Raw genomic sequence first — 25,272 nt, 5'->3', positions numbered from 1 at the left:
CGTAGGTCCTTCAAGCTAAGTTCACGGCAATCCAGCGAGCGAAACCATCTCGGTCGACATCGCCGATGGCGAGATCGATGACGGCACGCGTGGCTTTGGCCTCAGGCGCGACGACGTTCGCGTTATCGAGTTTGAGAAATAACACGCTGGCGACACCACCGGCACGCTTGTTTCTATCGGCAAAGCCAAGCCCGGCAAGATTTTCACCTTGCGCACGTTCACTGCGGTCGCCATACGCCTTGTCCGAATGCTATTTGTAGCCCTCCATCTAACCCTGAAGGGCTCTAGTAGGCAAAGTTAGGCTACATGTTTGGATAGTTCGGGCCACCGCCGCCTTCCGGCACCGTCCAGGTGATGTTCTGGATCGGGTCCTTGATGTCACAGGTCTTACAGTGCAGGCAGTTCTGCGCGTTGATCTGCAGGCGCTGCTCGCCGTCTTCGTCGACGATCTCGTAGACCCCGGCAGGGCAGTAGCGCTCCTCGAGCGCCGCATAGGTGGTGAGGTTCGTGGCAATGGGCACGGCCTCGTCGGCGAGCTTGAGGTGCGAGGGCTGGTTTTCCTCGTGGTTGGTGGCTGAGAATGAGACGTTGGTCAGGCGGTCGAAGGTTAGTGTGCCGTCCGCTTTGGGATAGGCGATGGGCTTGAAATTTTTGGCCGGACGTGTCGCAGCATGGTCGGTATGGGTATGGCGCAGGGTCCAGGGGGCACGACCGCGCAGCAGTAATTGGTCGATGCCAGTATAGAGCGTGCCACCCCACAGGCCCCACTCGAAGGCGGGGCGTACGTTGCGGGCACGATAGAGTTCGTCCCAGGCCCAGGATTGGCGGAAGGCCTCGGCATAGCCGTCGAGGGTCAGCGGCCCCGCTTCCTCGTCGGTGCCGGTTTCGAAGGCCTCGAAGATCGCTTCGGCCGCTAACATGCCGGACTTCATCGCGGTATGAGTGCCTTTGATCTTTGCCATGTTGAGGGTGCCGGCCTCGCAGCCCACCAGTACGCCGCCCGGAAAGGCGAGCTTGGTCAGGCACTGGGCACCGCCCTCGTTGAGCGCGCGCGCACCATAGGCTACCCGCCGGCCGCCTTCGAAGACCCTGCGCACCTTGGGGTGGGTCTTGAAGCGCTGCAGCTCCTCGTAGGGACTGAGATAGGGGTTGGCATAGTTGAGGCCTACGACGAAGCCGACCGAGACCAGATTGTCCTCGAGGTGATAGAGGAACGAGCCGCCATAGGTCTTCGAATCCAGCGGCCAGCCGGCAGTGTGTATGATCAGCCCCGGCCGGTGCTTGGCCGGGTCGATCTCCCACAGCTCCTTGAGGCCGATGCCATAGGTTTGGGGCTGGTCGCCGGCGAGTTCGAAGTGTGCGATGAGCTGCTTGCCGAGGCTGCCGCGACAGCCTTCGGCAAATACTGTAACCCTGCCGTGTAGCTCTATGCCGGGCTGGTAGTTGGGGCCTGGCTCGCCGGACTTGGCGATGCCCATGTCGCCGGTAGCGACGCCTTTGACGCCACCATCTTCGTCATACAGCGTTTCGGTCGCCGCGAACCCGGGATAAATTTCGACGCCGAGCGCCTCCGCCTGCTCGCCCAGCCAGCGGCACAGACTGCCGAGGCTAATAATGTGGTTGCCGCGGTTGCGCATGGGCGGCGGCAGGAAGAGGCCCGGTAAGCCGAAGCCACTGGACCCGGTGAGAAAATAAAACCGCTCTTCGCTAACGGGGGTTGTGATCGGCGCGCCCTTGTCTTTCCAGTCGGGAATCAGCTCGTCGAGGGCGCGCGATTCAAGTACCGCGCCGGAGAGGATATGGGCGCCGATCTCCGAGCCCTTTTCGAGCACGCAGACTTCGCGGTCAGGCGCCAGCTGTTTGAGCCGGATCGCAGTCGCCAGGCCGGCAGGGCCGGCACCGACGATCACCACGTCGAATGGCATCGATTCCCTTTCCATCTCCACCCTTCGTCGGCCTCTCTGGCAATCTCAGCGGGGGTCTGATAGCACATCCTGGCGTGGGAGGGCAGACGCATGACAGAGACCATAGCCGTCAACGGCATCGATATCGCTTACCGCTGGGATGGTCCGAAAGGCGCACCCGTGCTGACACTGAGCAACAGCTTGGCGTCCAGCTACGCCATGTGGGACATGCAGGTGCCGGCACTCATCCCGTCGTGGCGCGTGTTGCGCTACGACACCCGCGGCCATGGCGCCAGCGGCGTCAGCGAGGGCGCCTACAGCATGGATATGCTGGCCAGGGACGTGATTGGCCTATGGGATGCACTCGGTGTGGAAAAAAGCGCCTTCTGTGGCCTATCGCTGGGCGGCATGACTGGCCAGCAACTAGGCATCGCGCACGGCGAACGGCTCACCGGGTTGGTGCTTTGTGACACCATCGCCAAATGGCCGGATGGGGTGACGGCGATCTGGAACGGGCGCGTGCGCTCTGCCCAGCAGGCGGGCATGGGGCCACTGGTCGAGCCAACACTGGAGCGCTGGTTCACCAAGACCTACCGAGAGCGCCGCCCGGCGGTGCTGGACGCGGTCGCGGAGATGATTGCCAATACGCCCGTGGCGGGCTATGTCGGCGCTTCCATCGGGATCGTCAAGATCGGTTTTCTCGAGCGTTTGTCGTCGATTTCTGTGCCAACTCTGGTGATTGTCGGCGCCGACGATCCGGCGACGACAGTGGAAGCCTCGGAGGCCATTCAGTCACGCATTCCCGGTGCTGAGCTGGCGGTAGTCGGCGAGGCGGCGCATCTTTCCAATGTCGAGCAGCCCGAAGCGTTCAATGCGGCCCTGTTGGAATTTCTTAGCCGCTTATAGGCGCCGCCGCAGCAAAGCGCGGTAGCAGTACGGCGTGCAACGCCGCATCGCCGCAGGCGAGGATGTGGCTGCTGCCGAGCGCCGGGCCGCCATCCCAAGAAGTGATGACGCCGCCGGCGGCCTCAATAAGTGGTACCAGAGCGCAGACGTCCCAGGGCTTGAGATCGCCTTCCATTACCAGGTCCACCACGCCCGCTGCGAGCATGGCGTAAGCATAGCAGTTACCGCCGAACTGGGTGACGGCAGCGTGTCGGCGCAGGCTTTCGAAGAGGGCGCGCTGGGCCGGGCTCGCCATCATCACGGGATCGGTCATGGCCATTACCGCCTCGTCCAGCCGTGGGCAGGTGCGGGCAGCGATGGCGTTGCCGTTCAGCGTGGCGCCCGTGGCGCTGCCCACGAACCTTTCGCCGAGCACCGGCTGATCGACGAGTCCGAGCACCGGGTGACCCTCGAAGGTGAGACCGATGAGAATGCCAAACAATGGCATACCGGCGATAAAGGCGCGGGTGCCGTCGATAGGATCGACGACCCACTGCCACGGCGCCTCGGGACGCGTGCTGCCATGTTCCTCACCGAGAATGCCATGCTCGGGAAAATGGGCCTCGATGCGTTCGTGGATGGCGGCTTCGGCCTCCCTGTCTGCGATGGTGACCGGTTGTATGCGTGCTATCGCGGCGTCTTTCTGGTCCACTGCAAGGGTCTGGCGAAAATGGCGCAGCACGACGGTCCGTGCTGCGTCAGCCAGCGTGTCTGCAAAGGCTAGCAGCGAGGCCAGTTCGCCGTCGTTAATCATGGTCGTCATGTCAACCCACTTGCCGCTTGGCATCGTTGTAGAGGCCGAGCATGAGTTCATAGTCAGGGTTGATGTCGTAATCGACACAGCGTGCCATATCAGTTTCCAGCGAGTACCACTGCAGGGCGTCGAGTTCGTGCGCGTTGAACAGTTTCAGGACGGCCGGATTGCCCATCTGGCTGACCGGATTGTAGGTGCCTTCAGCAAGGGCGACAGTCTTGGCCGTTTCGGGCTGTTGCACATAGTCGAGGAAGTCAAAAGCGCGTGGCGACAGCTCCGGATTGGCCACTGCCGAGGTGATCTCCACCCAGTTGACGCCGCCCTTACCGTCCATGGGACCGCTGTTCGGAGTGATGCCGCAGATATGGCGCAAGCCGTCTAGGCGGACCGGTGAAGCGGTGTAGGTGCCGCCCGAGAAATAGCTGTTAATCTCTCCGTTAATTAGCGCATTGTTGATCAGCCAAGCGTCGTCGGTAAGGAAACGGGCATTGCCTAACAGCTGTTGGGCCACACTGCGGAATCGCGCAAGCTCGTCCTCGCTATGCGGTCTGAAGGGGTCAATACCGGCGGCGATACAGATATGCAGAATGTTCCAATTGTCATAGGTAAGAACCGCGTATCGCCCATTCATGGCTGGGTCGCGAAACAGGGCTAGACCCTGATCCTCGGCTAATTCCCGTGAGATGTGCCTGGTGTTAACCACAAAATTGAAGGGACCGAAGCGTTGCACCATGCCGAGCAGGCGTTCGCCATCTTCGCTGGTTGTCCAGCGGTAAGGTGCGCGGAAGGTGGGCAGCATGTGCGCCTGATAGGCTTCGTAGCGCTCGCGCTCGAGCGGCACCAGCAGACCTTCCGGGTCGAGCACTTTGCGTGCCCAGGGATTGTTAAGCGTCACCAAGTCCCAGATCGCCGTTTCACCGGCTCGTAGGCGCTCGACCGCATCAGGGTCCGAGGTATTGCGCTCGGAGCGTACCTGGCAATTGAAGCGCTGGCGGAATGGCTCGAGTACGTTGCTCGAATCGTAGCCCTCCCAGCAATAGATGTTGAGTTCGCGCTCGCGTTGGGCCTGGGCCGGCAGAGGCAGTATTGCCGCCGCCGCCGCACATCCTGCCAGGGCTCCGAAGCGGCGGCGTGTCAAACAACGGATCGGGTTCGACCTCTGCATCGTGCCTCTTGTTTCACCCGGCTCTGGGGCCGAGCACCCCATATTGCCGCGCAGCAGCGCAGAAAGGAAGCGGGGCGTGCCATCCGGCACGCCCCGCGGGTCTTTTTCGCCATCCGGGACAGCCCGGTCAGCGATTGCTGTTTGCGATCCCTTAGTAGATCGCCACCGGTGCGCCCATCGAGCCCGTGGCGCCGCGAATCGGAGACGGGCTGTAGAAGTAGGCGAACTGATAGACGCCCATGGAGGCCGCCTCGGCGAGCTTCATGTTCTCTTGGTTGATGATACCGTGCCGGGTCTGCAGGTACTGATGCACGCAGAAGACACAGGCCGGATCCGGGTTCGGAACCGCATCGCCGGGCCAGGTATCGGCACCGGTCACGCCAGCCTGAATGTCCTCGGCAACCCAGCGCGCCACTTCCATGCCGGTGCCGGGGCAGCCGGCATTGTAGGTGGCCGGGTCTTCCCAATGGCTCTCCCAGCCGGTGCGGAAGATGATGGCGTCACCAGGCATTCCAGAGTAGTCGCTCATGCCCTGCTTGGCCAACGCGCCGCGCACGTCGTCCATGCTGATGACCTCGCCAGCCTCCATGCTGTCGATGCCGCGATAGCCGGCGACATCAATCAGGATGCCACGCGCGACGATTGGATGTAGGTGCTCGATGCCAAGCTTCAGCAGGCCGTATGGGCTGCCCATCTCGGCCGCTGAGAAGCCGTTATACCAGCGCATTTCGTTCTTATCGCCGTTGGCGCCGACCTGCACGCCGATATGGCCGAGACCATCGAACTGCGTGCCAACCTGGCCGATTTCAGTAGCCAGGAATTCGTCGTTCCACATGATCGCATTGGGACCGTAAGGGCCACCCGTCGGCGTGCCCGGAATGCGCAGCGCGAACTTACGCGCACCGAATAGTGGCATGTCCGCGTGGTAGTCATGGCCCAGCGTCAGGGTCTTGCCCTGCTTGATCTGCGCGATAGCGCGCAGCACGACGTCAGACTTCTTGAACCAGTTGGTCGAGCCGGCTTGGTCGCCCTCGCCCCACATTGCGTTCGGCCACCACTTGGAGCCGAGCGGGGTTTCCATGACGTTGCCGTCGACCCACGGCTTGCCGATGCAGCCGTCGAGATCATCCGTCGAACATGCGCTTGCCGCGGTGCTGACGGTCATAGCCGCGCCGACAAGGCCGGCAACGGCAAGAAACTTGAGGTTTTTCATTGAAGTCCTCCCTAGGGGTGTAGTGGCGCCAAACTCCTCCCGAAACCGACGCACTGTGCATTCTACGCGCGTTATGACCCGAATTGTCAAGGCACAAGCTGCCGGCAGTAAGCAAGAAAAACTGCGCCTTGGAGGTTGCTTTTGACGCTAGGCGCTTACTTTGGAGGTGGTATACTCACCGCCACTTGGAAAGTGATGACGAGCTCTTCACAAACAATATCGACTATCCGGCGGCGAAGCCGCGTGCTGACGTTGACCCTCCTTTGCGTGCTCGGCTTGGCCTTTGCCGGTTGCAGCGGCGGTGACGAGGAAGTTTATGTCGAGCGCCCCGTGGAGGACCTCTATAACGAGGCTATGGATCTGCTGTTGGCGGAATCCTACGATGCGGCTGCGGCCGCCTTCGAGGAAGTCGAGCGACAGCATCCCTATTCGGTTTGGGCCACGAAAGCGCAGTTGATGTCGGCCTTCGCCCATTACCAAAGCACCAATTACGATGAGACCGTGCTGGCAGCGGAGCGCTTCATCGAGCTACATCCGGGCAGCAGTGACGCGCCCTACGCGCGCTATCTCGTCGGCTTGTCGTTCTACGAGCAGATCTCCGACGTCGGCCGGGATCAGCGCAACACGGAATTGGCGCTCGAAGCCTTCGAAGACGTCGTTCTACGCTATCCCGATACACGCTATGCCCGCGATGCCGCTCTCAAGATTTCTCTGGCCCGCGATCATTTGGCGGGCAAGGAGATGGAAGTCGGGCGAACATACCAGGGCCTCGAATTCTACCTTGCGGCCATCAACCGCTTTCGCAACGTTATCAGCGAGTATGAGACCACAAGCCACGCGCCGGAGGCCCTGCTGCGTCTGACCGAGTGCTATCTCGCGCTTGGCGTGGTTGGCGAGGCGCAGGCGGCGGCGGCGGTGTTGGGCCATAACTTTCCGGGCAGCCAATGGTACCGCGAGGCATACGTGCTGCTGCAGGAAGAGGAACTTGAGCCGCGCCTGAACGAGAGCTCGTGGCTGGCGCGGATTTTCTGAGCGCGTCGCTGGGGGCGTGGGCTGGGGAAGGGGCATGTTGGCGCGCCTGTCAATTCGCAATGTCATACTGATCAAAAGCCTGGATCTCGACCTGGCGGCGGGCTTCTGCGTGCTCACCGGCGAGACCGGGGCTGGCAAATCCATCCTTCTCGATGCCTTAGGCTTGGCGCTTGGACGGCGTGCGGATGCGGGATTGCTTCGTGCCGGCGCTGAGCGCGCGAGCGTCAGCGCGGTTTTCCAGGCTTCGCCTGCGGCCCGGGTCTGGCTCGCCGAGCGCGACCTTGACGTCGGCGACGAGCTGGTATTGCGCCGCAGCCTCGGTGCTGACGGCCGGAGTCGCGCCTTTGTCAACGATGCACCGGTCACCGTTGCCGCGCTTGCAGAGCTCGGCGGGCTGCTGGTTCAAGTCTATGGGCAACACGACAAGCTCGGGCTGATGGACACGGTGACCCATCGCGAGGCGCTCGATGCCTTCGGTGGGCTTGGTGAGGCGCGACGGGCCGTTGCAAAAGCGCACGCCCGGTGGCGCGAGACGGACGCGGTCTTGTGCGATGCGGAGGCAGCGGCTGAGGCCGACCGCGCCGATCGAGAAGCCCTGGAAGGCGCGCTGGCGATGCTCGATGAACTTGCGCCTGAGATCGGAGAGGAAGTGCACCTGGCGGCCGAGCGTAGCCGCATGATGGCGGCGGAGAGCATCGCCGCTGCGCTAGACGAGGCGGCCAAGGCGTTTGCCGGCGACGGGCGCCCGGTTGAGGAGACCCTGACTATCGCCCAGCGCGCTGTGGAACGGGTGCGCGTTTCCGCTGCCGGCGCCCTCGACGCCGCAGCCGGTGCGCTCGATAAGGCTTTGATCGAGATCGGCGAGGCCGGCCTGCAGCTCGATGCCGCGGCGACGGCGCTTGATGCCGACCCAGGCCGGCTTGAGCAGGTGGAGGAGCGCCTGTTCGCCTTACGTGCGGCGGCCAGGCGCTACGATTGCGCGGTCGATACCTTGCCGGAGACGCGCGAGCGGCTGGCGGCACAACTGGTGGCGTTCGACGTCAGCGAAGCAGGTCTAGCGACTCTGCGCCAAACGGCGGAGGTCGCACATGCAGATTTTGTTACCGCCGTCCAGGCCTTGAGCGATGGCCGTAAGATGGCCGTAAAGCGGCTGGACAGAGCCGTGAGTGGTGAGCTGGGCGCACTACATCTTAGCAAGGTAAGCTTCGTCACTACGCTAGAGCAGTTGGACGACAGCCGTTGGGGTCCGACCGGAGCGGAGCGAGTGCGCTTTCGTATCGCGACCAATCGCGGCCAGCCGGTCGCACCGCTGAGCGATATTGCGTCCGGCGGCGAGCTGTCACGCTTCATGCTCGCCCTGTGCGTGGCACTCTCCGCCAGCATGGGTACGTCGAGCCTGGTCTTCGATGAGATTGACAGTGGCGTCGGCGGTGCGGTTGCCGATGCGATCGGCAAGCGTCTGGCGCGCTTGGCCGAGACCTCACAGGTGCTGGTGGTTACACACTTACCACAGGTGGCGGCACGTGCCGACTGCCATTTTCGGGTAGCCAAGCAAAACGGCAAGGGCAGCACGGTGACGGGAATCAAGGCTTTGGCGGCGGACGAGCACCGCGAAGAAATCGCGCGCATGCTGGCCGGCGCTGAGGTGACAGAAAGCGCCCGCGCCGCGGCCGATAGCCTGATTGGGGGGGGCGGCGCATGAGCACCCCTATCGCTGAGCTTGACGAGACAGCGGCGGCAGCCGAACTCAAGCGTCTGGCCCAGCTTATCGTCTATTACGACGAGCGCTATTACGCCCACGATGCACCTGAGATCTCGGATGCGGACTATGATGGCCTGCGTCGGCGCAACGATGAGATCGAGGCACTTTTCCCCGCGCTGGTCCGGGCTGATAGCTCTTCCCATCGCGTCGGCGCGCCCTTGGCGGACGGATTTCGCCGCATGGCTCATGCCGTGCCAATGCTATCTCTTGGCAATGCCTTTTCCGAAGACGATGTGACCGAGTTTCGCGCCCGTATCCTGCGTTTCCTCGATCTCGACGAGGATGGCGATCTGGTCACCGTGGCCGAGCCGAAGATCGACGGTCTGTCGGCCTCTCTGCGTTACGAGAACGGAGAATTGGCCTTGGGGCTGACGCGCGGCGACGGCCGCGAAGGTGAGGACGTCACGGCGAACCTACGCACGCTGGATGATGTTCCCGACAGCCTAGAGGGTGATCCGCCGGCCATCCTGGAAGTGCGTGGCGAGGTCTACATGGCGAAGCCGGATTTCGCCGCTCTCAACGACGCACGTGAGGCGGCGGAGGAGCCGCTCTACGCCAATCCGCGCAACAGTGCCGCGGGCAGCCTGCGCCAGATCGACCCAGCGATTACCGCGTCGCGGCGGCTCAGCTTTGCGGCCTATGCCTGGGGCGAGATCAGCGATCCGCTTGGCGACACCCTGTGGCAGGCCCGCGACCGTTTGGGCGGCTTCGGTTTCCGGCTCGACGGATGGGCAGCGCGCTGCACCGATCTCGCTGCCATGCTCCGCTACTATAAGAGGGTCGTCGATGGCCGCGCCGATCTCGACTATGATATTGATGGCGTTGTTTACAAGGTCGACCGGCTCGACTGGCAGGAACGCCTCGGCACTATCAGCCGTAGCCCGCGCTGGGCCATCGCGCACAAGTTTCCGGCCGAGCGTGCCACCACCCGACTCGAAGGTATCACCATCCAGGTCGGGCGCACGGGTGCCCTGACGCCTGTTGCCAATCTGGCGCCCGTCACGGTCGGCGGCGTGGTGGTCTCGCGCGCCAGCCTGCATAATGAAGAGCTGATTGCGGAGAAGGGCGTCCGCGTCGGCGATACGGTTGTCGTCCAGCGCGCAGGCGATGTGATTCCTCAGGTGGTTGAAGTGGTACTCGAGAAGCGCCCCAAGGGGGCGGTGCCGTTTGTGATGCCCGAGACCTGTCCGGTCTGCGACTCGAGCGCTGTGCGTGAGCCGGGGGAAGCGGTGCGCCGCTGCACCGGTGGGCTGATCTGTCCGGCCCAGGCGGTCGAGCGCCTGCGGCATTTTGTCAGCCGCGACGCTTTCGATATCGAGGGTTTGGGCGAGAAGCAGATTGCTGCTTTCTGGGAAGATGGGCTGGTGCGCCAACCCGCTGATCTGTTCCGCCTTGGCGTGCACGCCGAGGCGCTGGCGGAGCGCGAGGGTTGGGGCGAGACCTCGGTACATAATCTACTGATGGCGATTGAGAGGCGGCGGCGAATCGGTCTCGACCGCTTCGTCTATGCGCTCGGCATACGTCAGATCGGCCAGGCCAATGCGCGCTTGTTGGCGCAGGTCTATAGCAGCCTGGCCGGCTTAACGGCGGCTATGGACGAGGCGAGGGACGGGGAAAGCGAGGCCTATGCTGGTCTGGTGGCGATCGATGGCATCGGACACAAGGTAGCGGCGGATATTGTCGATTTTTTTGCCGAGCGTCATAACCAGGAGGCGGTCTCGGTACTTGCTGCGGCGCTGACGATCGAGAATTTTATTGCGGCGGGATCGGCGTCGCCCGTTGCTGGCAAGACTGTGGTCTTTACGGGCAAACTCAAAACCATGAGCCGCTCCGAGGCCAAGGCGCGGGCGCAGGAGCTGGGCGCTAAAGTGGCGGGCTTGGTGTCAGCAAGAACCGACTATCTGGTTGCCGGCGTTGACGCCGGCTCGAAGCTCAAAAAGGCCCAAGAGCGAGGCGTTGCTGTACTCAGCGAGGTCGAGTGGTATGAGCTTACGAACACGCCCTAAGCCGCGTCAGCGTAATCGAGTTACAGCAGTGTCTTACAGAGGATATTGAGAATCCGCTGTTACTCTGAAGGGGCGACCGAAACGCCGCTATGGAACCGGTCGAATACGTTAATCGAGCTAAGCGCGCAGGGCGTTGGTGTGGCGCGCTGTTTCGTGACGCTTTGTCATGGCTCGTCTCCAGCTTTTCGGTTGACCCCGGTCGATCCCGAAGTCATGGCGGAGCGTGCGCCAGGGTGCACATTTCCTAAGTGATGGCGTGCGCATCCGGTGGTATGGCTACCACCATGCGGGTATATGGTTGATGGGGTGGAAATATGCTGCCATACGGCAACAACCGCGCCCAACGGAACTTGGAGGGCAAAATGGCTGACACCCGGGCTTTGGCCGTCAGGCGGTATTCAAGATTTGCAGCACTGGGAGCGGTGCTTGGTATTGTCTCGGTAGGCGCCTTGTTTGTCGCCGCCGTGGGCTATCGTGCCGGCCAGGGGGAGTTTCCCTTCCTGCCGCCGGAGCTGCACTGGGACTATAAATTTGCGCTCGGCACCATCGTCCAGTACGCAGCCTATGCTGGCATTGCTGCTGGCGTGTTCGGTTTGATCGGGCTTGGTGCGACCATGCGCGGGGCGCCCAAGCGGGGCTTTGTGGCGGCGCTTATCGCCATCGTGCTCGGCTTTGGCGGCGGCGGCAAGATCGCTGAACTGTACATGAAGGTGCGGAGCAACCCCTTCATCCACGACATCACTACAGATACGGCTAACCCGCCGGATTTTGTCGATGTGGTGGGCGCCCGTGAGGCTTTCGCCCAGGTCAGTCTGGATAAGCTCAATGGCCTCGAATATACCGCCGAAATAGTGTTGCAGCAGAACGCAGCGCAGCAGCGGTCCGGCTATCCCGATCTGTCGCCGGTGGAGACCAGCGAGGCGCCAAGTGTGGTCTTCGACAAGGTACTGGCCCTGGTTGAGAGCGAGGGCTGGGAGGTTGTCGCCAGCGCGCCCGCGGAAGGCCGCATCGAGGCCACGGTCATGACACCCTACTTTAAGTTTCGCGACGACGTGGTGTTGCGCATCGCGGCGGCTGGCTCTGGCACGCGCGTCGACATGCGCTCCGCCAGCCGTGTCGGGCGCTCCGACGTCGGTGTTAACGCCGGGCGCATTGCCGGCTTTTTGGGGCGTCTGAGGATCATCACCGGCGGGTAATACGTCTCCCCCTCACCGAAAGTTTTTAAAGCGGCAAGGTGTTACGCCGCTTCGACTCATGTGAATGTTTTGGTTGGGGCCGGTTCTCCTGTTGCAAGGTCGTTGAAACGGCGCCTAGCCGTGGAACTGGAGCAGGTCTATTGCGCAGGCGCAATAGCCCCGGAGCAGGCGAGGTGTATTCTAACGCAGCGGCGCTGTCGCGGCGGTCAGCCAAGCTGCGGTCTTGGCATCGAGCAGCGGCGTTAGGGTCTTGCGCACCTCGGCATGGTAGGCGTCGAGCCAGGCCACCTCGCTGTCGTCGAGCAGTGTGGTGTCGATCAGGGTGCGGTCGATGGGCGCGCGGGTCAGAGTCTTGAAGCCGAGCAACTCGCGCTCGCCACCCTCGGGTTTTCCGAGCGTCTTGACCGCGACCAGATTCTCGATGCGGATGCCGTAGCCCTCGGCCTTGTAATAGCCAGGCTCGTTGGAGACGATCATGTTCGGCTCAAGCGCGGCATCGCCGCCCCGTTTGGAGATGCGCTGCGGACCTTCGTGGACGCTCAGATAGCTGCCGACCCCGTGGCCCGTACCGTGGTCGTAGTCGAGCCCTACCTTCCACAGTGCGAGCCGCGCCAGTGTATCGAGTTGGCTGCCGCGGGTGCCGACGGGGAAGCGCGCAGTGGCGAGCGCAATGTGCCCTTTAAGGACGCGCGTGAAGCGGTCGCGCATCTCCTCGCTAGGGCTGCCGATGGCGACGGTACGCGTGATGTCAGTGGTGCCGTCGAGATATTGCGCGCCGGAGTCCACCAGGTAGAGCGAGCCGCTCTCGAGCTTGCGATTGCTCTCGGGCGTCACCCGGTAATGCACGATGGCGCCGTTGGCGCCAGCACCGGAGACGGTGGGAAAGCTGAGATCGCGGAAATGCTTGCCCTGGCGGCGCAGGGCTTCGAGGTGGTCCGCGGCAGCGATCTCAGTCAGCGCGCCGCTTGCGGCTTCCCGATCGAGCCAATGCAGAAAGCGGGTGACAGCGACTCCGTCGCGCCGATGCGCGGCCCGCGTGCCAGAGAGCTCGGTCTCGTTCTTGATCGCCTTCGGCCGGAGGCAGGGATCAGTTCCTTCGACAACAATGGCGCCGCCTTCGGCAAGTTCGTCGAGCACCCAGGCCGATGCTGTCGCAGGATCTGCGCGAACAGTTTTGCCTGCTTCGCCGAGCGCGCGCAGTGTCGGGCCGAGCCCATCGGGCGCTTGTATTGTGACATCCTTGCCAAGGTGTCGGTCGAGCCCGGGTGAGAGCTTGCGCTGGTCTATGAACAGCGCCACGGTGCCGTCCCGCGAGAGGATGGCGAAGCTTAGCGGTAACGGCGTGTTGGGCACATCACCGCCACGCAGGTTAAGTAGCCAGGCAAGGGAGTCTGGTAGCGTGATGACGGCGGCGTCGCATTTTTCCTTGGCCAAGGTCGAGCCGATGGTCTTGCGCTTGTCCTCGGACGAGCGGCCGGTGAATTCGTTGGTATGGGCGACGACAAGCGCTAGCGGCGGGGCGGGTCGGTTCTGCCAGACCGCGTCGGCGGGATTGCCGTCGGTCGGCACGAGGTGGGCGGTGGCACGCTTGCATACCTTTTCCAGACGCTTGCGCCCCTCGCCAGTGTGCAGGCGCGGATCGTAGCCGAGGCGCATGTCCTCGGACAAGGCTTCGACAAGCCAGTCATCGAACTGCCGCTCGGTGACGTGAACTATCTCGATGCCGGTGCCCATAGTCTCGGTCGCGCCCTGCAGTGTGTAACGGCCATCGACAAACAGGGCGGCACGAGCAGCCAGTATCACGGCGGTTCCGGCAGAGCCCGTGAACCCGGTCACCCAGGCTAGGCGCTCGGCACTGAACGGTACATGTTCGCCCTGATGCTCGTCGGCGCGAGGCACCACGAAGCCATCAAGGCCGCGCCGCGCGAGTTCCTCGCGCAGAAGGGCAAGATGTGCGCTGTTACTGTCTACCATCTCTCCTTATCTCCAGCACTCAGGGCATTTCTTGCCTTGCGGCGTACAGGGGCGGAGATGGAACCGTCAAGCATTGCAGTTCGTGCATAACAGCACCGCTATGAGTAATTCGAACGATCGATTGATAAGTTGATGATAATGCCTATGTGCAATGCGCTGAAGTTACTCCCAACCATGTTCGGCTCCGGCGGCACGCGCTGACAGTCGCGTCGCGGCCGGCCAGGGCAGTCAAACAAGGAGGTTCAAGAATGCACGGTTTTGTTAGCGAGCCGGCTGCCCGCGGATCCGACAGCGGACTGTACGGGTTGACCGCAGATCAGATCCAGCCGCTGGTGACGCGTGGTCGCCGCCTTCAGGCGCGCGCGTTTAACGATACCATCGACAATGTCGTGGCACATTTTTGCCGCTGGGTCAGCTAGCCAACGGTCTGTAGCACCAACACCGACCAGCCGTCCCGCCGCCAACGTCGACGCGGTATCAGCCCCACTGCTCGGTGGGCGGCTAGCACCGAAGTCTCCTGGCCGATAAGCAGACCGGCGAGGATGGCGAAACCGCTTGGCGCCAAGGCGCGCGATAGGGTGGGCGCCATTTTCGCCAGCGGCCGGGCTAGAATGTTCGCGGCGACAATGTCAAACGGCGCTCCCGTTAATACGGCGCGCGCGCGGTAGCCGTTGCCGGAGACGAAGCGTAGCCATGGCCCGAGATGGTTGCGCCGCGCGTTCTCCTGAGCCGTCGCTACGGCCAGAGGGTCGATATCGATTCCCAGGACAGGGCGGCGCCATAGCTGCGCCATGGCCATGGCTAGCACGCCGCTGCCGCAACCCATATCGAGAGCGCGCGTGAAACGATGCCCCCGCGCCAGATTGCAGAGCATGGTCAGGCATCCTGCCGTGCTCGCGTGGTGTCCGGTGCCGAAAGCCTGCCCCGCCTCCACTAACAAATCGAGCGTGCCGGGTTGTGGGGTATGGTGGGCGCCGCGCACGGTGAAGCGGCCCGCGCGCACCGGCTTGAGCCCGGCTAAGCCAAGCGCTAGCCAATCCTGATGCGGCATGGGCGCGACGTGAAGCAGTGGCATCTCGATGCCGGTGGCAGCCGCTGCGATTCTCAAGGACTGGTCGAGCGCATCCGGCTCAGGGGGGGCAGTGCACAGCGCCTCCAAGCCCATCTTGTTATGGGCGCTTGGCCATAGAGTCTGCGAAAACGCGAACGGATCGAGCGCCGCCTCGAACGCATCGGTTGCCTCGCGCGGCACACTGAGGGTAATTTGCCAAAGCATAATTCCAGGCTTACGCGAAGCCGGATCCCGAGAAAAGAAAAAGGCGCTGATCTCGGGAGGGCGAACCGATAATTTTTGGGTGTACTGTGATTTAGCTTGTGTCGACGATCAGGAGTACGACTATATCAATAGTGCACAATTCATTAGTAACAGAGCAGAAAGTTATTCTGGAGACCAGTCACCTGTTATCTATCACGCTACCGTTAGGCCGGGTTGACGAAGCTATCCATAACTTTCTTGGTGCCAGCCTTGTCGAAGGCGATCTCCAGCTTGTTGCCGTCGATCGCTAAAATTTGCCCGTAGCCGAACTTCTGGTGAAAGACGCGCGATCCTTGCGCGAAAGTGCCGGGTGCATGGTCCTGGGTCTCTATGGCAGGTATCGGCGCATGGCTCGTGTGGCGGCGCCAGCTGCTGGTGCGCCCGCCGAAGCTCGGGCGATCAAAGCTTGTCGGATCAACTGCGTCCGCATCGCCGAAGCCCGCGTAATAGGCGGCGGAGACGCTTTCGCGCTGTACATGATCCTCAGGCAGCTCCGCCACGAAGCGCGACGGCGCCGCGCTCAGCCATTGGCCGTAGGTCAGGCGGTTGGCGGCATAGAGCACGACGGCGCGGTGGCGCGCGCGCGTCAGCCCGACATAGGCCAATCGCCGCTCCTCCTCCAGCGCTGTTACGCCGCCTTCCTCGAGCGAGCGCCGGTTGGGAAACAGCTCCTCCTCCCAGCCGGGTAGGAAGACGCTGTCAAATTCTAGCCCCTTGGCACCGTGCAAAGTCATCACGTTGACCATGTCGTTGTCGACCGCCTCGGCATTCTCCATGATCAGACTAACGTGCTCCAGAAAGCTTTCCAGGTTGTCGAACTCATCAAGCGCGTTGACTAGTTCCTTGAGGTTTTCCAGCCTGCCCGGCGCATCGACCGAGCGGTCGTTGCGCCACATCTCGATGTAGCCGGATTCGTCCAGCACAATGCTCGCGAGCTCGCGTAATGCCATGGTGGTGCGCGAGATGCGCCAGCGCTCGAGATTGTTGAGCAGCTCTGCCAACGCCTTGCGCGCACGTCCGCGCAGCTCATCGGTCTCGATCAATTCGCGCGCCGCCGCCTGCAAGGGGATACCGCGGGTGCGGGCGTGCAGATTGACTGTGCGCAGGCTGGCGTCGCCGATGCCACGCTTGGGCTTGTTGACGATACGTTCGAAGGCGAGGTCGTCAGCCGGTTGGGCCAGGGCGCGCAAGTAGGCGATAGCGTCGCGAACCTCCAGCCGCTCGTAGAAGCGTAAGCCTCCGATCACGCGATAGGGCAGGCCGATCTGCAGGAAGCGCTCCTCGAAGGCGCGGGTCTGGAAGCCCGCGCGGACAAGAATTGCCATCTCGTGCAAGGCGTGGCCGTCGCGCTGCAAGGCCTCGATAGCTTCCGAGACCGTACTTGCCTCGTCGTTACCGTCCCAGGTGCCGAGCACGCGCACTTTGTCTCCGAGCGCCTCGCTGGCCGGGTATAGGGTCTTGCCCAACCGGCCTTCGTTGTGGGTGATTAGGCCCGAAGCAGCGGCGAGGATATGTCCGGTCGAACGGTAGTTGCTTTCGAGGCGGATGATGCGGGCGCCTGGGAACTCCTTCTCGAAGCGCAGGATGTTGCCAACCTCGGCACCGCGCCAGGCATAGATCGACTGGTCGTCGTCTCCGACGCAGCAGATATTGCGATGAGTTTGGGCGAGTAATCTCAGCCATAGATATTGCGCCACGTTGGCGTCCTGGTACTCATCGACGAGAATGTAACGGAATCGCTGTTGGTACTCGGCGAGCACGGCGGCATCCCTGCCGAAAACCGTGAGATTGTGCAGCAAGAGGTCGCCGAAATCGGCGGCGTTGAGTTCCGCAAGCCGCGTCTGGTACTGGCGATAGAGTTCGACCGCGCGGCCATTGGCGAACTCGCCGGCCTCGTCGCCAGAGACCTTGTCCGGCACTAGGCCGCGGTCCTTCCAGCGGCCGATGATGGCGGCGAGCGAGCGCGCCGGCCATTTCTTGTCGTCGAGGTCGTTGGCCACCATGACCTGCTTGATCAGGCGTAGCTGGTCGTCGGTATCGATGATCGTGAAGCTCGATTCGAGCCCCACTAGCTCCGCATGTCGTCGCAGCACGCGCGCCGCCATGGCGTGGAAGGTGCCGAGGAACCAGCCTTCGACCGAGCGCCCGAGCAGCCCTTCGACGCGCTCCTTCATCTCGCGTGCGGCCTTGTTGGTGAAAGTGACGGTTAGCGTCTCACCGGGATGTGCGAGGCCGGAATCGAGGATGTGCGCGAGGCGCGTGGTCAGCACCCGGGTCTTGCCAGTGCCGGCGCCGGCCAGCACCAGGACAGGCCCATCCGTTGCCTCGACGGCGGCACGCTGCGCGTCGTTAAGGCTGTCGAGATAGGCCGGTGCGGCAGGCGGCGCCAAAGGTGGTGCGGGCGCCACATCGCTAAGATCGAAGGGGTCCGACATAATGCGCATCGAGTATACAAGATGGGTAGAACAGGCAAAGATGGAGCGCGCGGTGGCCCGCAAACGGTCCTTTACAGCTCATTTTTCCCGTTCAGGGCGTGTGCCGACAAAAGCCCGTCCCTTAAACCCGGCCTAGCTCGTCGCGGCGTGGGCCAAGATAACCGAACAGGTATGCCGCGACCTTGCGCATCTGGATCTCCTCGGCGCCTTCGGTGATGCGGTAGCGGCGGTGGTGGCGGTAGATGTGCTCGAAGGGCTTGTGGCGCGAGTAGCCGATGCCGCCATGCACCTGCATGGCCCGGTCGGCGGCTTCGCAGACCAGGCGGTTGGCCCAGTAGTTGCACATCGAAACCTTGTCGGAGAGGCGCTTCTCGACCTCGGGGTGGGGCATCTGGTCCATCTCCCAAGCGGTTTTGCGGATCAGCAGGCGCAGCATCTCCGCTTGCGTCGCGAGCTCGACCAGAGGGAACTGGATCGCCTGGTTGCCGGCCAACGCCTTGCCGAAGGGCTTGCGCGTGCGGGCGTAGGCCACGCTCTCCTCGATGCAGTAGCAGGCAGCACCCAAGGATGAAGCGGCTTGGCGGATGCGGTTCTCGTGCACAAAGGCCTGAGCTAAGGCAAGGCCTCTGCTGCGCTTGCCGAACTGGGCCTCCGCCGGCACCCAAAGATCGCTCAAGGAGAGGCGCGGGTGGTCGGTCGGCATGTTAAAGGTCCAGAGATATTCCTCGATGACCAGCCCCGGCGTCTCGCGCGGCACCAAGAAGGCTGTGATGCCGTGGGCGTCACCCGCATCGCCATCGGAGCGCGCGAAGACAACGCAATGGCTCGCCCGATGCATACCAGTGATCCACATCTTGGCACCGTCGATGCGCCAACCGTCAATACCGTTGCGGCTTTCAGGCACTGCGCGCGTCGCCATGTGGGTAGCGTCCGAGCCGTGACCGGGCTCGGTCAAGCCGAAGGCGAAGCTGTAGCGTCCCTCCAGCGCGCCGACGATGAACTCCGCCTTCTGCGCCTCCGTGCCAAAGTCCCGCAGCATAAGTATGACCGGAAAATTGCCGACGATCGAATGCTCGTTCTGCAGGTCGTTGAACAACCCCAGCCCCTTGGCCGCAAGATGCTCGCGAATCACTGCCATCCAAAGATTAGAGCCGTCGTTGCCGCCGAATTCCGACGGTAGGGCCAAGCGATAGAAACCCGCCTTGTCGGCGCGGTGCACGGCCTTCGCCAACAGTGCCTCCCATTCTGGGCGTGGTAGGCCACCGGCCTCGAAATCCGTGCGCGCCCATTCGCGGCGGTGGTCGAAGAAACGCTCGTTGTCGTCTGTCCCCTGCAAGGGCGCGATCTCGGCTTTGATGAAGGCATCAAGGCGCGCCAGGTAATCGACAAGATCGTCGGGGAGAGTGAAATCCATGTCTGGGCTCTGTGTTGTCAGCTGGTCTGGCAGCGGTAGAGGGCAAAAGCTCGGCTGGTTAACGGCTTCGTCTATTTCGCTCTAACCCTCTGTCAGCACCCGTACGGGCGTGCCTTTGCTCCAGGCGATGATGTTCTCGATCGCGTCGGCAAAGCTCACACTGTAATTCTCCTCGGTGACATAGCCGAGATGGGGCGTGAGAACGGTATTCGGCAAGCTGCGCAAAGGATGTCCGGCAGGCAGCGGCTCGATGTCGTAGACATCGAGGCCGGCACCCGCAATGTCGCCGTTCCGCAGCACCTGCAGCAGCGCATGCTCGTCGACCAACGGCCCTCGAGAGGTGTTGACTAGATAGGCCGTCTTCTTCATTCGTCCGAGGTCCGCGGCCGCGACAAGCCCGCGCGAGCGCTCGCTCAGCACCATGTGGAGGGTAATAACGTCAGCCTCTGCAAACAGCGTCGCCTTGTCCACACGCCTGACGCCCACCTCGGCGGTGCGCTCATCGGTGAGGTTCGGGCTCCAGGCCGTGACCTCCATGCCAAAGGCTTGGGCGACCTTTGCCACCTGAGCGCCGATGCGCCCCAACCCGACAATCCCCAGCGTTGCCCCGGCAAGGTCGTGCCCCAGCGTCGTCTGCCAGCCGCCCTCGCGCATGCCGCGGTCCTCGCGCGGGATATTGCGCAATAGACTCAGGATCAGCCCCCAGGTAAGCGCCGCCGTGCCATTGCCACGCATACGCGTGCCGCATACCGTGATGCCTTGGTCGGCCGCGGCCGCAAGGTCGATCGAGAGGTTACGCATGCCGTTGGTGATCAGAAGTTCAAGATTGGGTAGTCTTTCGAGCAGCGAGCGGTGAAAGGGCGTGCGCTCGCGGTTCATGACCACGATCTCGAAGTCCGCAAGCCGCGCCACCACAGAATCCTGGTCGTCGAGATGGTCATCAAAGACGCTCAACGAGAACCCATCGGGTAGTCCCGACCAGTCGACCACCTCGTGCACCACCCCCTGATAGTCGTCCAAGACCGCTACATTGCGCATCACCCACTCCCAAGAGATATCGGTCAACCTTGTGCGCATAAAGCATACATCGACTTCGCCGGTGCGGCGCGTATTTCTCAGGCGGTCGGGAACTCTATCCACAAGGTGCGCCCTTATTGACGACGCTGCCGAAGTCTAGGTTGCCGCCCATGCTCTCAAACGGCTGGCGTCTGATAGAATTGAACGCTTTTGAGTCAGGCTCTCTCAGATAGTGAAAATCTGACCGGAGTTGCTGACACCGCTGCGGCTGGCTACACTGTTGCGGTGGAGGCGGTTCCCGGCCGGCATGGTGCGATGGTGGCCCGAAATTGGGGATAACGATAATGAGCATGACCCGCAGGGAGCGTGTTCTGGCCGCTCTCAACCATCAACAACCGGACCGGGTACCGGTCGACCTCGGTGGCACCTATGCCAGCACCGTCTATTTCACCGCATACGAAAAGCTCAAGCGGCACATGGGGCTCCAGCACGATGTCGAGATGGGCATGCGGCGTGGGCGCTGCCCGGTGCCCCACAGCTCGGTGCTCGACTATTTTGACGTTGACACTCGACTGCTTGCGCTCAGCCCCTACGAGGGTGGCTATCAACGCGACATCGACGAGGACAGCTTCGTCGACGAATGGGGTGCCGTCTGGGGTAAAACGGGCGACGGTCCCTATCTCAACGTCGGCGGTCCCTTCCAGCACAAAGGTGCGACGCTGGCAGACGTCGAAAGCCACGATTGGCCGGATTCCGACAATCCCGGGCTCTACCGCGGTTTTCGCGAGCGCGCTCAGGCTTTGCGGGAGGCTGGTGACCACGCCATCATTCTCAACATCCGCCTCGGCGTGGTTCACGAGGCCCAATTCCTGCGCGGCTATGCCGAGTGGCTGGTCGACCTCTACAAGCGACCCGAGATGGCCAACCAGATGATGGAGCACGGCAGCGAATATTGCGCCAGGGTGGCGGAAAACGCCCTCGCCGAGGCTGGCGATTTTATAGATATCGTATTTTTCGGCGACGATATGTCGACCCAGCAGACGACCGTTTTTAGTCCCCAGATCTACCGCCAAATGATCAAGCCGCACCAGGCCAAGGTGATCGGTCGGGTCAAGCAGGCCGCTGACGTCAAGGTGGTGTTCCACTCCTGCGGCGCCGTCGCCGACCTGATCGACGACCTAGCCGAGATCGGCGTCGATGCCATCAACCCGGTGCAGGTGGCCGCCAAGGGCATGGAGCCGGAGCGCCTGAAGCGCGATTTCGGCGACAAGATGGCCTTCTGGGGTGGTATCGATACCCAATGCGTAATGCCCCAGGGTGACGAGGAAGAGGTGCGCTGTGAGACTCGCCACATCATTGACACCCTGGGTGAAGGCGGTGGTTTGGTGTTGACAGCGGTGCATAACATCCAGCCCGACGTGCCCCCGGCTAACGTGTTGGCCATGTACGACGAGGCCCGCCGCTACGGTGGTCATGTGTCGTAAGGCGAAGCCTTTGCGTGCGGAGGCTGGATGGTGATTCCGACTCGCCCACCGACTTTTGCAAGATCGTGTTCTGGTTCTAGGCGAGCAAAATTTCTATCCAGAAGGGTTTGCCTTTATCCGGCACCTTGTCGAAATCTATTCTGCCACCCATGGCCTCGATCAACTCATGGCTGATAGCGAGCCCAACGCCTTCGCCAAACGGCTACTGGACACATAGTTTGCATGACTATGAACGGGTGTGGTCGGATCGTCGGTTCGGCCTCAGGGGTGCCTGCTCAAGAACACGAGCACGTCGTTCATGTAGGTGTCGGGCGACCGCATGGTCTGCTCGTGGAGTTGATCACCACGCGGCTGGTGCTCGCCAAGATCAACGCGAGCTTCGACGCCATGGGGAGGTCAAGCTGATTCGCGCCGTCATCGAGATGGCGCATTCAGCGCTGCCAGCCGCTGCTCTACCGCCTCGGCCTCGCCCCCCCGTCCCGTGGCGTGCAGGAAGCGTGCCAGGCTAGTGAGCACGGGCGTTAGCTCGCGGCTGTTCTCGCCGTCGCTGGTCTCGATAGCGTTGGCGGCGCTCAGCAGCAGCCATTCGGCGTCTTCGAGGTTGCCGTCGCGATGATATTCCATGGCCCTGTTGGCGAGTCGGCGGGCGCGGTAGATCGAGGCTGAGCGCGCCAGGCGCCTTGCCATGCTGGCCTCGTTTTGCAGCGATTCCAGCATGCTCTCCATGATGCGCAGCGCCCGGTCATGCAGTGGTTCGGCAGTGTCCATGTCGCCACGCAGATCATGCGTCGTCGCCATGGCGCTCAGGGTGTCCGCCGTCTTCAGGTGATCCGGGCCGAAGGCTGCCTCCCGGATCGCCAGCGCTTCGCCATAGCTTATCAGCGCCTGGTCGAGATGGCCGCTGAAGCGGCGCACTTCGGCGAGATTGAACAACAACACCGCGGTGGTCGGGTGCGTGGTCCCAAACTCCGCGGCCGACATCTCGGCAGCTTGCTCGGCGTGGGGCAGCGCCTGCTCGTACTGTCCAACCTGGAACAGGCGTTGAACCTCGGTGTGGCGCTCGCGGAGCGCCTCCGATTGCGCCGCAGCTTGGCCGCTTACGGCAAGGGCTAGCAGAGAGATAAGTGTCCGTATCATGCTGAGCACCTTGCCGAGCGTGGCGGGATCGGTCAAGTTGCCGCGATCTGAAGACTGACGGCAGGAGCGCATGATGGCGGACGGCGAATTTGCAGGGCGCACAGCACTGGTAACAGGGGGCTCCCGTGGTATCGGCCGGGCGGTTGCCGTGCATTTGGCGCGAGGCGGAGCCGATGTGGCAGTCAATTATGTTGGCAATGAGGCTTGCGCGCGAGAGACCGCGAATCTGGTCGAGGCCGAGGGCCGTAAAGCGTTTGTCGTGCGCGCTAATGTCTCGGAAGAAGCTGCGGTCGGCGCTATGGTCGAAGAAGTTGAGGCGGGTCTCGGTGCCATCGATTTGCTCGTCGCCAATGCCGGCATCGCCGATGTCGGCGATCAGTCGGAGGTGGATTTCGCGCAATGGCGCCGGCTGATGGCGACGAATCTCGACGGTGTCTTTCTCTCGGTGATGGCCGTTAAGGACGGCATGCTTGAGCGTGGGTTCGGGCGTATTGTCTGCGTTGCTTCGATCGCCGGCCTGGCGCCGCGACCGCGCTTGATCTCGTACGCTACGTCGAAAGCTGGTGTGATCGCCTTCGTGCGCAATATTGCGCCGGGTCTAGCGCCGGCTGTGCGCATCAACAGCGTCGCGCCCGGCCTCGTTGATACCGACATGACGGTGGACATGAGTCCGGAGATGAGGGCAGACATGATGCAGGACACTCCCATGGGGCGCACCGGCACGCCCGACGAGATCGCTGAAGCAGTCGCCTTCCTGCTCAGTGAGCGCGCTTCGTTTATCTCTGGGCAGGCCCTCGTCGCCGACGGTTGCCGCGTGCTATTGCCATGAGCGCGGCGACGTAGCGCGTGATTTTGCAGCCGGTCAGCCGCACTGGAATTTTGGCTGGTCGAAGGCATTGCCGACGATGCGGACCGTACGGCGCCGGGATCGTTGGTGGTCGATCGCTGCGCGCTGGTGTACGGGTCGGCGCTGCGTCTTCGCTTGAGCAGTAGAACTGTTGCCGAGCTTGGGCCGTTCACAGCGATCGAAGGGCTGGACGGCAAGGCTGCGCCAGCTATTCAGGACGAAATTTGATACTGCTGATACTGTACCGTGAAGCGGCCAAGACGCTGTGATGCAAGTCACCGCCTCGGGGTACAACGCTCAGGACCCTGTGATCGTCGCCACAAAGTGGTCGAATAGGTAGTGACTGTCGCGTGGTCCGGGTGACGCTTCGGGGTGGTGTTGCACGCTGAACACCGGCTTGTCTGTCAGGCGCAAACCCTCTAGCGTGCCGTCGAACAGCGAAATGTGGGTCTGCTCCACACCTTCCGGCAGGCTCTCTGCATCGACCATGAAGCCGTGGTTTTGGCTGGTAATCTCCACTTTGCCGGTGGCCAGGTCCTTGACCGGGTGATTGGCGCCACGATGGCCCTGTCGCATCTTGCGAGTGCGCGCGCCGAGTGCCAGCGCCAACATCTGATGGCCGAGGCAGATGCCGAATATGGGAATGGCGGTCTCCAAGAGGGCACGGATCACCGGCACGGCGTAGCTGCCGGTGGCGGCAGGATCGCCTGGCCCGTTGGACAAAAAAATGCCGTCCGGCTTGTGGGCGAGCACGTCCTCGGCGCTCGTCGCCGCCGGTACCACCGTCACGCGGCAGCCGGCGCTTGCTAGGCAGCGCAGGATATTGTGTTTGGCGCCAAAATCGATTGCGACGACATGGGGGCCGCAGCCTTTAAAACGGCCGAAGCTGCCTTCGAGCGACCAAGCGGTCTGGTCCCAGGTGTAGCTTTGGCTGCAGCTCACCTCGCGCGCTAAATCCATGCCTTCGAGGCCCGGCCAGGTGGCCGCATGCTGGCGCAGCGTCTCTAAATCGAACCGGCCGTCCGGATTGTGAGCGATAATGCCGTTGGGGGCGCCGCTTTTGCGCACGATTTGGGTCAATGCGCGCGTGTCCACGCCGGCGATCCCGGGTAGGCCATGGTTGACCAGCCAGGCATCGAGATGGCGGCTGGCGCGCCAGTTCGATGGCTCCGTGATATCGCAACGCAGGATACAGCCGCGAGCGGCCGGCGTGATGGTTTCCAGATCCTCTTCGTTGCTGCCGACATTGCCGATATGGGGAAAGGTGAAGGTGATGAGTTGGCCGGCATAGGAGGGATCGCTGATGATCTCCTGATAACCGGTCATCGAGGTATTGAAGCAGACTTCGCCCACGGCACTGGCACTGGCGCCGAGACCCTGGCCGCTGACCACGCGTCCGTCGCCAAGTACGAGAACCGCGGTTGGTGGGCCGACGCGGTGGGCGGTGGTGTTAGTCTCCGGCATAATGTGTGCTTCGCTTATTCTGCGGCCGAAACTGGCGGAAAGTACGCATCGGCCTCGGCGCCGTCAAGCGTGCTCTGATAGGAATAAAATTGCTAAGAATCAATATGTTAAAAATTCTGATATTTGTGAATGGACTCCGACGACGGGATGTCTCACCCTTTCCAGTTCTGTCATGGGAGCCGGCAAGGGTATGCCGTGCCTCCTTGGT

At 62.6% G+C, this 25,272-nt stretch carries 21 protein-coding genes; 9 read left to right on the top strand and 12 right to left on the bottom strand.

The annotated features are described in order from the left end of the window. Nucleotides 1–10: 10 nt before the first annotated feature. Both QF629_06345 and QF629_06340 read right to left on the bottom strand, forming a co-directional pair. Nucleotides 11–145, bottom strand: a complete 135-nt coding sequence (locus QF629_06345) for a hypothetical protein (protein ID MDP6013149.1) — start codon at nt 143–145, stop codon at nt 11–13. 157 nt (nt 146–302) lie between these two features. After that, nucleotides 303–1,925, bottom strand: coding sequence for an electron transfer flavoprotein-ubiquinone oxidoreductase (locus QF629_06340; GenBank protein MDP6013148.1), 1,623 nt, complete (start codon nt 1,923–1,925; stop codon nt 303–305). A 90-nt stretch (nt 1,926–2,015) separates the two neighbouring features. On the opposite strand from QF629_06340, the gene pcaD reads away from it, so the two are divergent. Next, nucleotides 2,016–2,810: a 3-oxoadipate enol-lactonase gene (gene pcaD / locus QF629_06335; GenBank protein ID MDP6013147.1), complete on the top strand. Its 795-nt coding sequence runs from the start codon at nt 2,016–2,018 to the stop codon at nt 2,808–2,810. Here the strand turns inward: pcaD and hisN are convergent. From hisN to QF629_06320, 3 genes are all read right to left on the bottom strand, one after another. After that, nucleotides 2,797–3,612 carry a histidinol-phosphatase gene (gene hisN / locus QF629_06330; protein MDP6013146.1) on the bottom strand — a complete coding sequence of 272 codons (816 nt, stop codon included), beginning with the start codon at nt 3,610–3,612 and terminating at the stop codon, nt 2,797–2,799. The two genes, pcaD and hisN, sit on opposite strands and share 14 nt — an antisense overlap. A gap of 1 nt (nt 3,613) precedes the next feature. Next, entirely contained in the window at nt 3,614–4,768 is a 1,155-nt protein-coding gene (locus QF629_06325; GenBank protein ID MDP6013145.1) for a PotD/PotF family extracellular solute-binding protein, read from the bottom strand. A gap of 151 nt (nt 4,769–4,919) precedes the next feature. Further along, nucleotides 4,920–5,981 carry a cyclase family protein gene (locus QF629_06320; protein MDP6013144.1) on the bottom strand — a complete coding sequence of 354 codons (1,062 nt, stop codon included), beginning with the start codon at nt 5,979–5,981 and terminating at the stop codon, nt 4,920–4,922. Nucleotides 5,982–6,224: 243 nt separating this feature from the next. Between QF629_06320 and QF629_06315 the strand changes: the two genes are divergently transcribed. The 4 genes from QF629_06315 to QF629_06300 all read left to right on the top strand — a co-directional run bounded on the left by QF629_06315 (nt 6,225) and on the right by QF629_06300 (nt 11,977). Continuing rightward, complete coding sequence (locus QF629_06315) at nt 6,225–7,013, top strand: outer membrane protein assembly factor BamD (GenBank protein MDP6013143.1); 789 nt, start codon at nt 6,225–6,227, stop codon at nt 7,011–7,013. A gap of 34 nt (nt 7,014–7,047) precedes the next feature. Further along, nucleotides 7,048–8,715, top strand: coding sequence for a DNA repair protein RecN (gene recN, locus QF629_06310; GenBank protein ID MDP6013142.1), 1,668 nt, complete (start codon nt 7,048–7,050; stop codon nt 8,713–8,715). Further along, nucleotides 8,712–10,781, top strand: coding sequence for an NAD-dependent DNA ligase LigA (ligA, locus tag QF629_06305; GenBank protein MDP6013141.1), 2,070 nt, complete (start codon nt 8,712–8,714; stop codon nt 10,779–10,781). Before recN ends, ligA begins: the two co-directional genes overlap by 4 nt. Before the next feature lie 362 nt (nt 10,782–11,143). Further along, on the top strand, nt 11,144–11,977 hold the full coding sequence (locus QF629_06300) for a DUF1499 domain-containing protein (protein ID MDP6013140.1): 834 nt from the start codon (nt 11,144–11,146) through the stop codon (nt 11,975–11,977). 180 nt (nt 11,978–12,157) lie between these two features. Here QF629_06300 and QF629_06295 read toward each other — a convergent pair whose 3' ends face one another. Next, nucleotides 12,158–13,951: an aminopeptidase P family protein gene (locus QF629_06295; GenBank protein ID MDP6013139.1), complete on the bottom strand. Its 1,794-nt coding sequence runs from the start codon at nt 13,949–13,951 to the stop codon at nt 12,158–12,160. Nucleotides 13,952–14,199: 248 nt separating this feature from the next. Between QF629_06295 and QF629_06290 the strand changes: the two genes are divergently transcribed. After that, a complete protein-coding gene (locus tag QF629_06290; protein ID MDP6013138.1) occupies nt 14,200–14,370 on the top strand; it encodes a hypothetical protein in 171 nt (56 codons plus the stop codon). Here QF629_06290 and QF629_06285 read toward each other — a convergent pair. The 4 genes from QF629_06285 to QF629_06270 all read right to left on the bottom strand — a co-directional run bounded on the left by QF629_06285 (nt 14,367) and on the right by QF629_06270 (nt 20,153). Continuing rightward, entirely contained in the window at nt 14,367–15,227 is an 861-nt protein-coding gene (locus QF629_06285; protein ID MDP6013137.1) for a 50S ribosomal protein L11 methyltransferase, read from the bottom strand. The two genes, QF629_06290 and QF629_06285, sit on opposite strands and share 4 nt — an antisense overlap. A 203-nt stretch (nt 15,228–15,430) precedes the next feature. Further along, the gene (locus QF629_06280; protein MDP6013136.1) at nt 15,431–17,701 is read right to left on the bottom strand and encodes a UvrD-helicase domain-containing protein; all 2,271 of its coding nucleotides are present in this window, start codon (nt 17,699–17,701) and stop codon (nt 15,431–15,433) included. Nucleotides 17,702–17,822: 121 nt separating this feature from the next. Next, nucleotides 17,823–19,115: an acyl-CoA dehydrogenase family protein gene (locus QF629_06275; protein MDP6013135.1), complete on the bottom strand. Its 1,293-nt coding sequence runs from the start codon at nt 19,113–19,115 to the stop codon at nt 17,823–17,825. Nucleotides 19,116–19,196: 81 nt separating this feature from the next. Beyond that, nucleotides 19,197–20,153, bottom strand: a complete 957-nt coding sequence (locus QF629_06270) for a D-2-hydroxyacid dehydrogenase family protein (protein MDP6013134.1) — start codon at nt 20,151–20,153, stop codon at nt 19,197–19,199. A gap of 323 nt (nt 20,154–20,476) precedes the next feature. Between QF629_06270 and QF629_06265 the strand changes: the two genes are divergently transcribed. Both QF629_06265 and QF629_06260 read left to right on the top strand, forming a co-directional pair. Beyond that, the gene (locus tag QF629_06265; GenBank protein ID MDP6013133.1) at nt 20,477–21,616 is read left to right on the top strand and encodes a uroporphyrinogen decarboxylase family protein; all 1,140 of its coding nucleotides are present in this window, start codon (nt 20,477–20,479) and stop codon (nt 21,614–21,616) included. 267 nt (nt 21,617–21,883) lie between these two features. Then, nucleotides 21,884–22,021 carry a hypothetical protein gene (locus QF629_06260; GenBank protein MDP6013132.1) on the top strand — a complete coding sequence of 46 codons (138 nt, stop codon included), beginning with the start codon at nt 21,884–21,886 and terminating at the stop codon, nt 22,019–22,021. Between the two features lie 9 nt (nt 22,022–22,030). On the opposite strand, the gene QF629_06255 is transcribed toward QF629_06260, so the two are convergent. Next, complete coding sequence (locus tag QF629_06255) at nt 22,031–22,789, bottom strand: tetratricopeptide repeat protein (GenBank protein ID MDP6013131.1); 759 nt, start codon at nt 22,787–22,789, stop codon at nt 22,031–22,033. Nucleotides 22,790–22,823: 34 nt separating this feature from the next. Here QF629_06255 and QF629_06250 point away from each other — a divergent pair, with 34 nt between their 5' ends. Continuing rightward, entirely contained in the window at nt 22,824–23,582 is a 759-nt protein-coding gene (locus QF629_06250) for a glucose 1-dehydrogenase (GenBank protein MDP6013130.1), read from the top strand. 315 nt (nt 23,583–23,897) lie between these two features. On the opposite strand, the gene carA is transcribed toward QF629_06250, so the two are convergent. Beyond that, nucleotides 23,898–25,064 (bottom strand): glutamine-hydrolyzing carbamoyl-phosphate synthase small subunit, encoded by a 1,167-nt coding sequence (carA, locus tag QF629_06245; protein ID MDP6013129.1) that lies wholly within the window; start codon nt 25,062–25,064, stop codon nt 23,898–23,900. Between the last annotated feature and the right edge of the window lie 208 nt (nt 25,065–25,272).

Source organism: Alphaproteobacteria bacterium (genome assembly GCA_030739735.1).
Lineage (GTDB): Bacteria > Pseudomonadota > Alphaproteobacteria > UBA7887 > UBA7887 > UBA7887.
The sequence above is the reverse complement of the archived record's forward strand: the minus strand, read 5'-3'. Positions and strand labels throughout refer to the sequence as shown.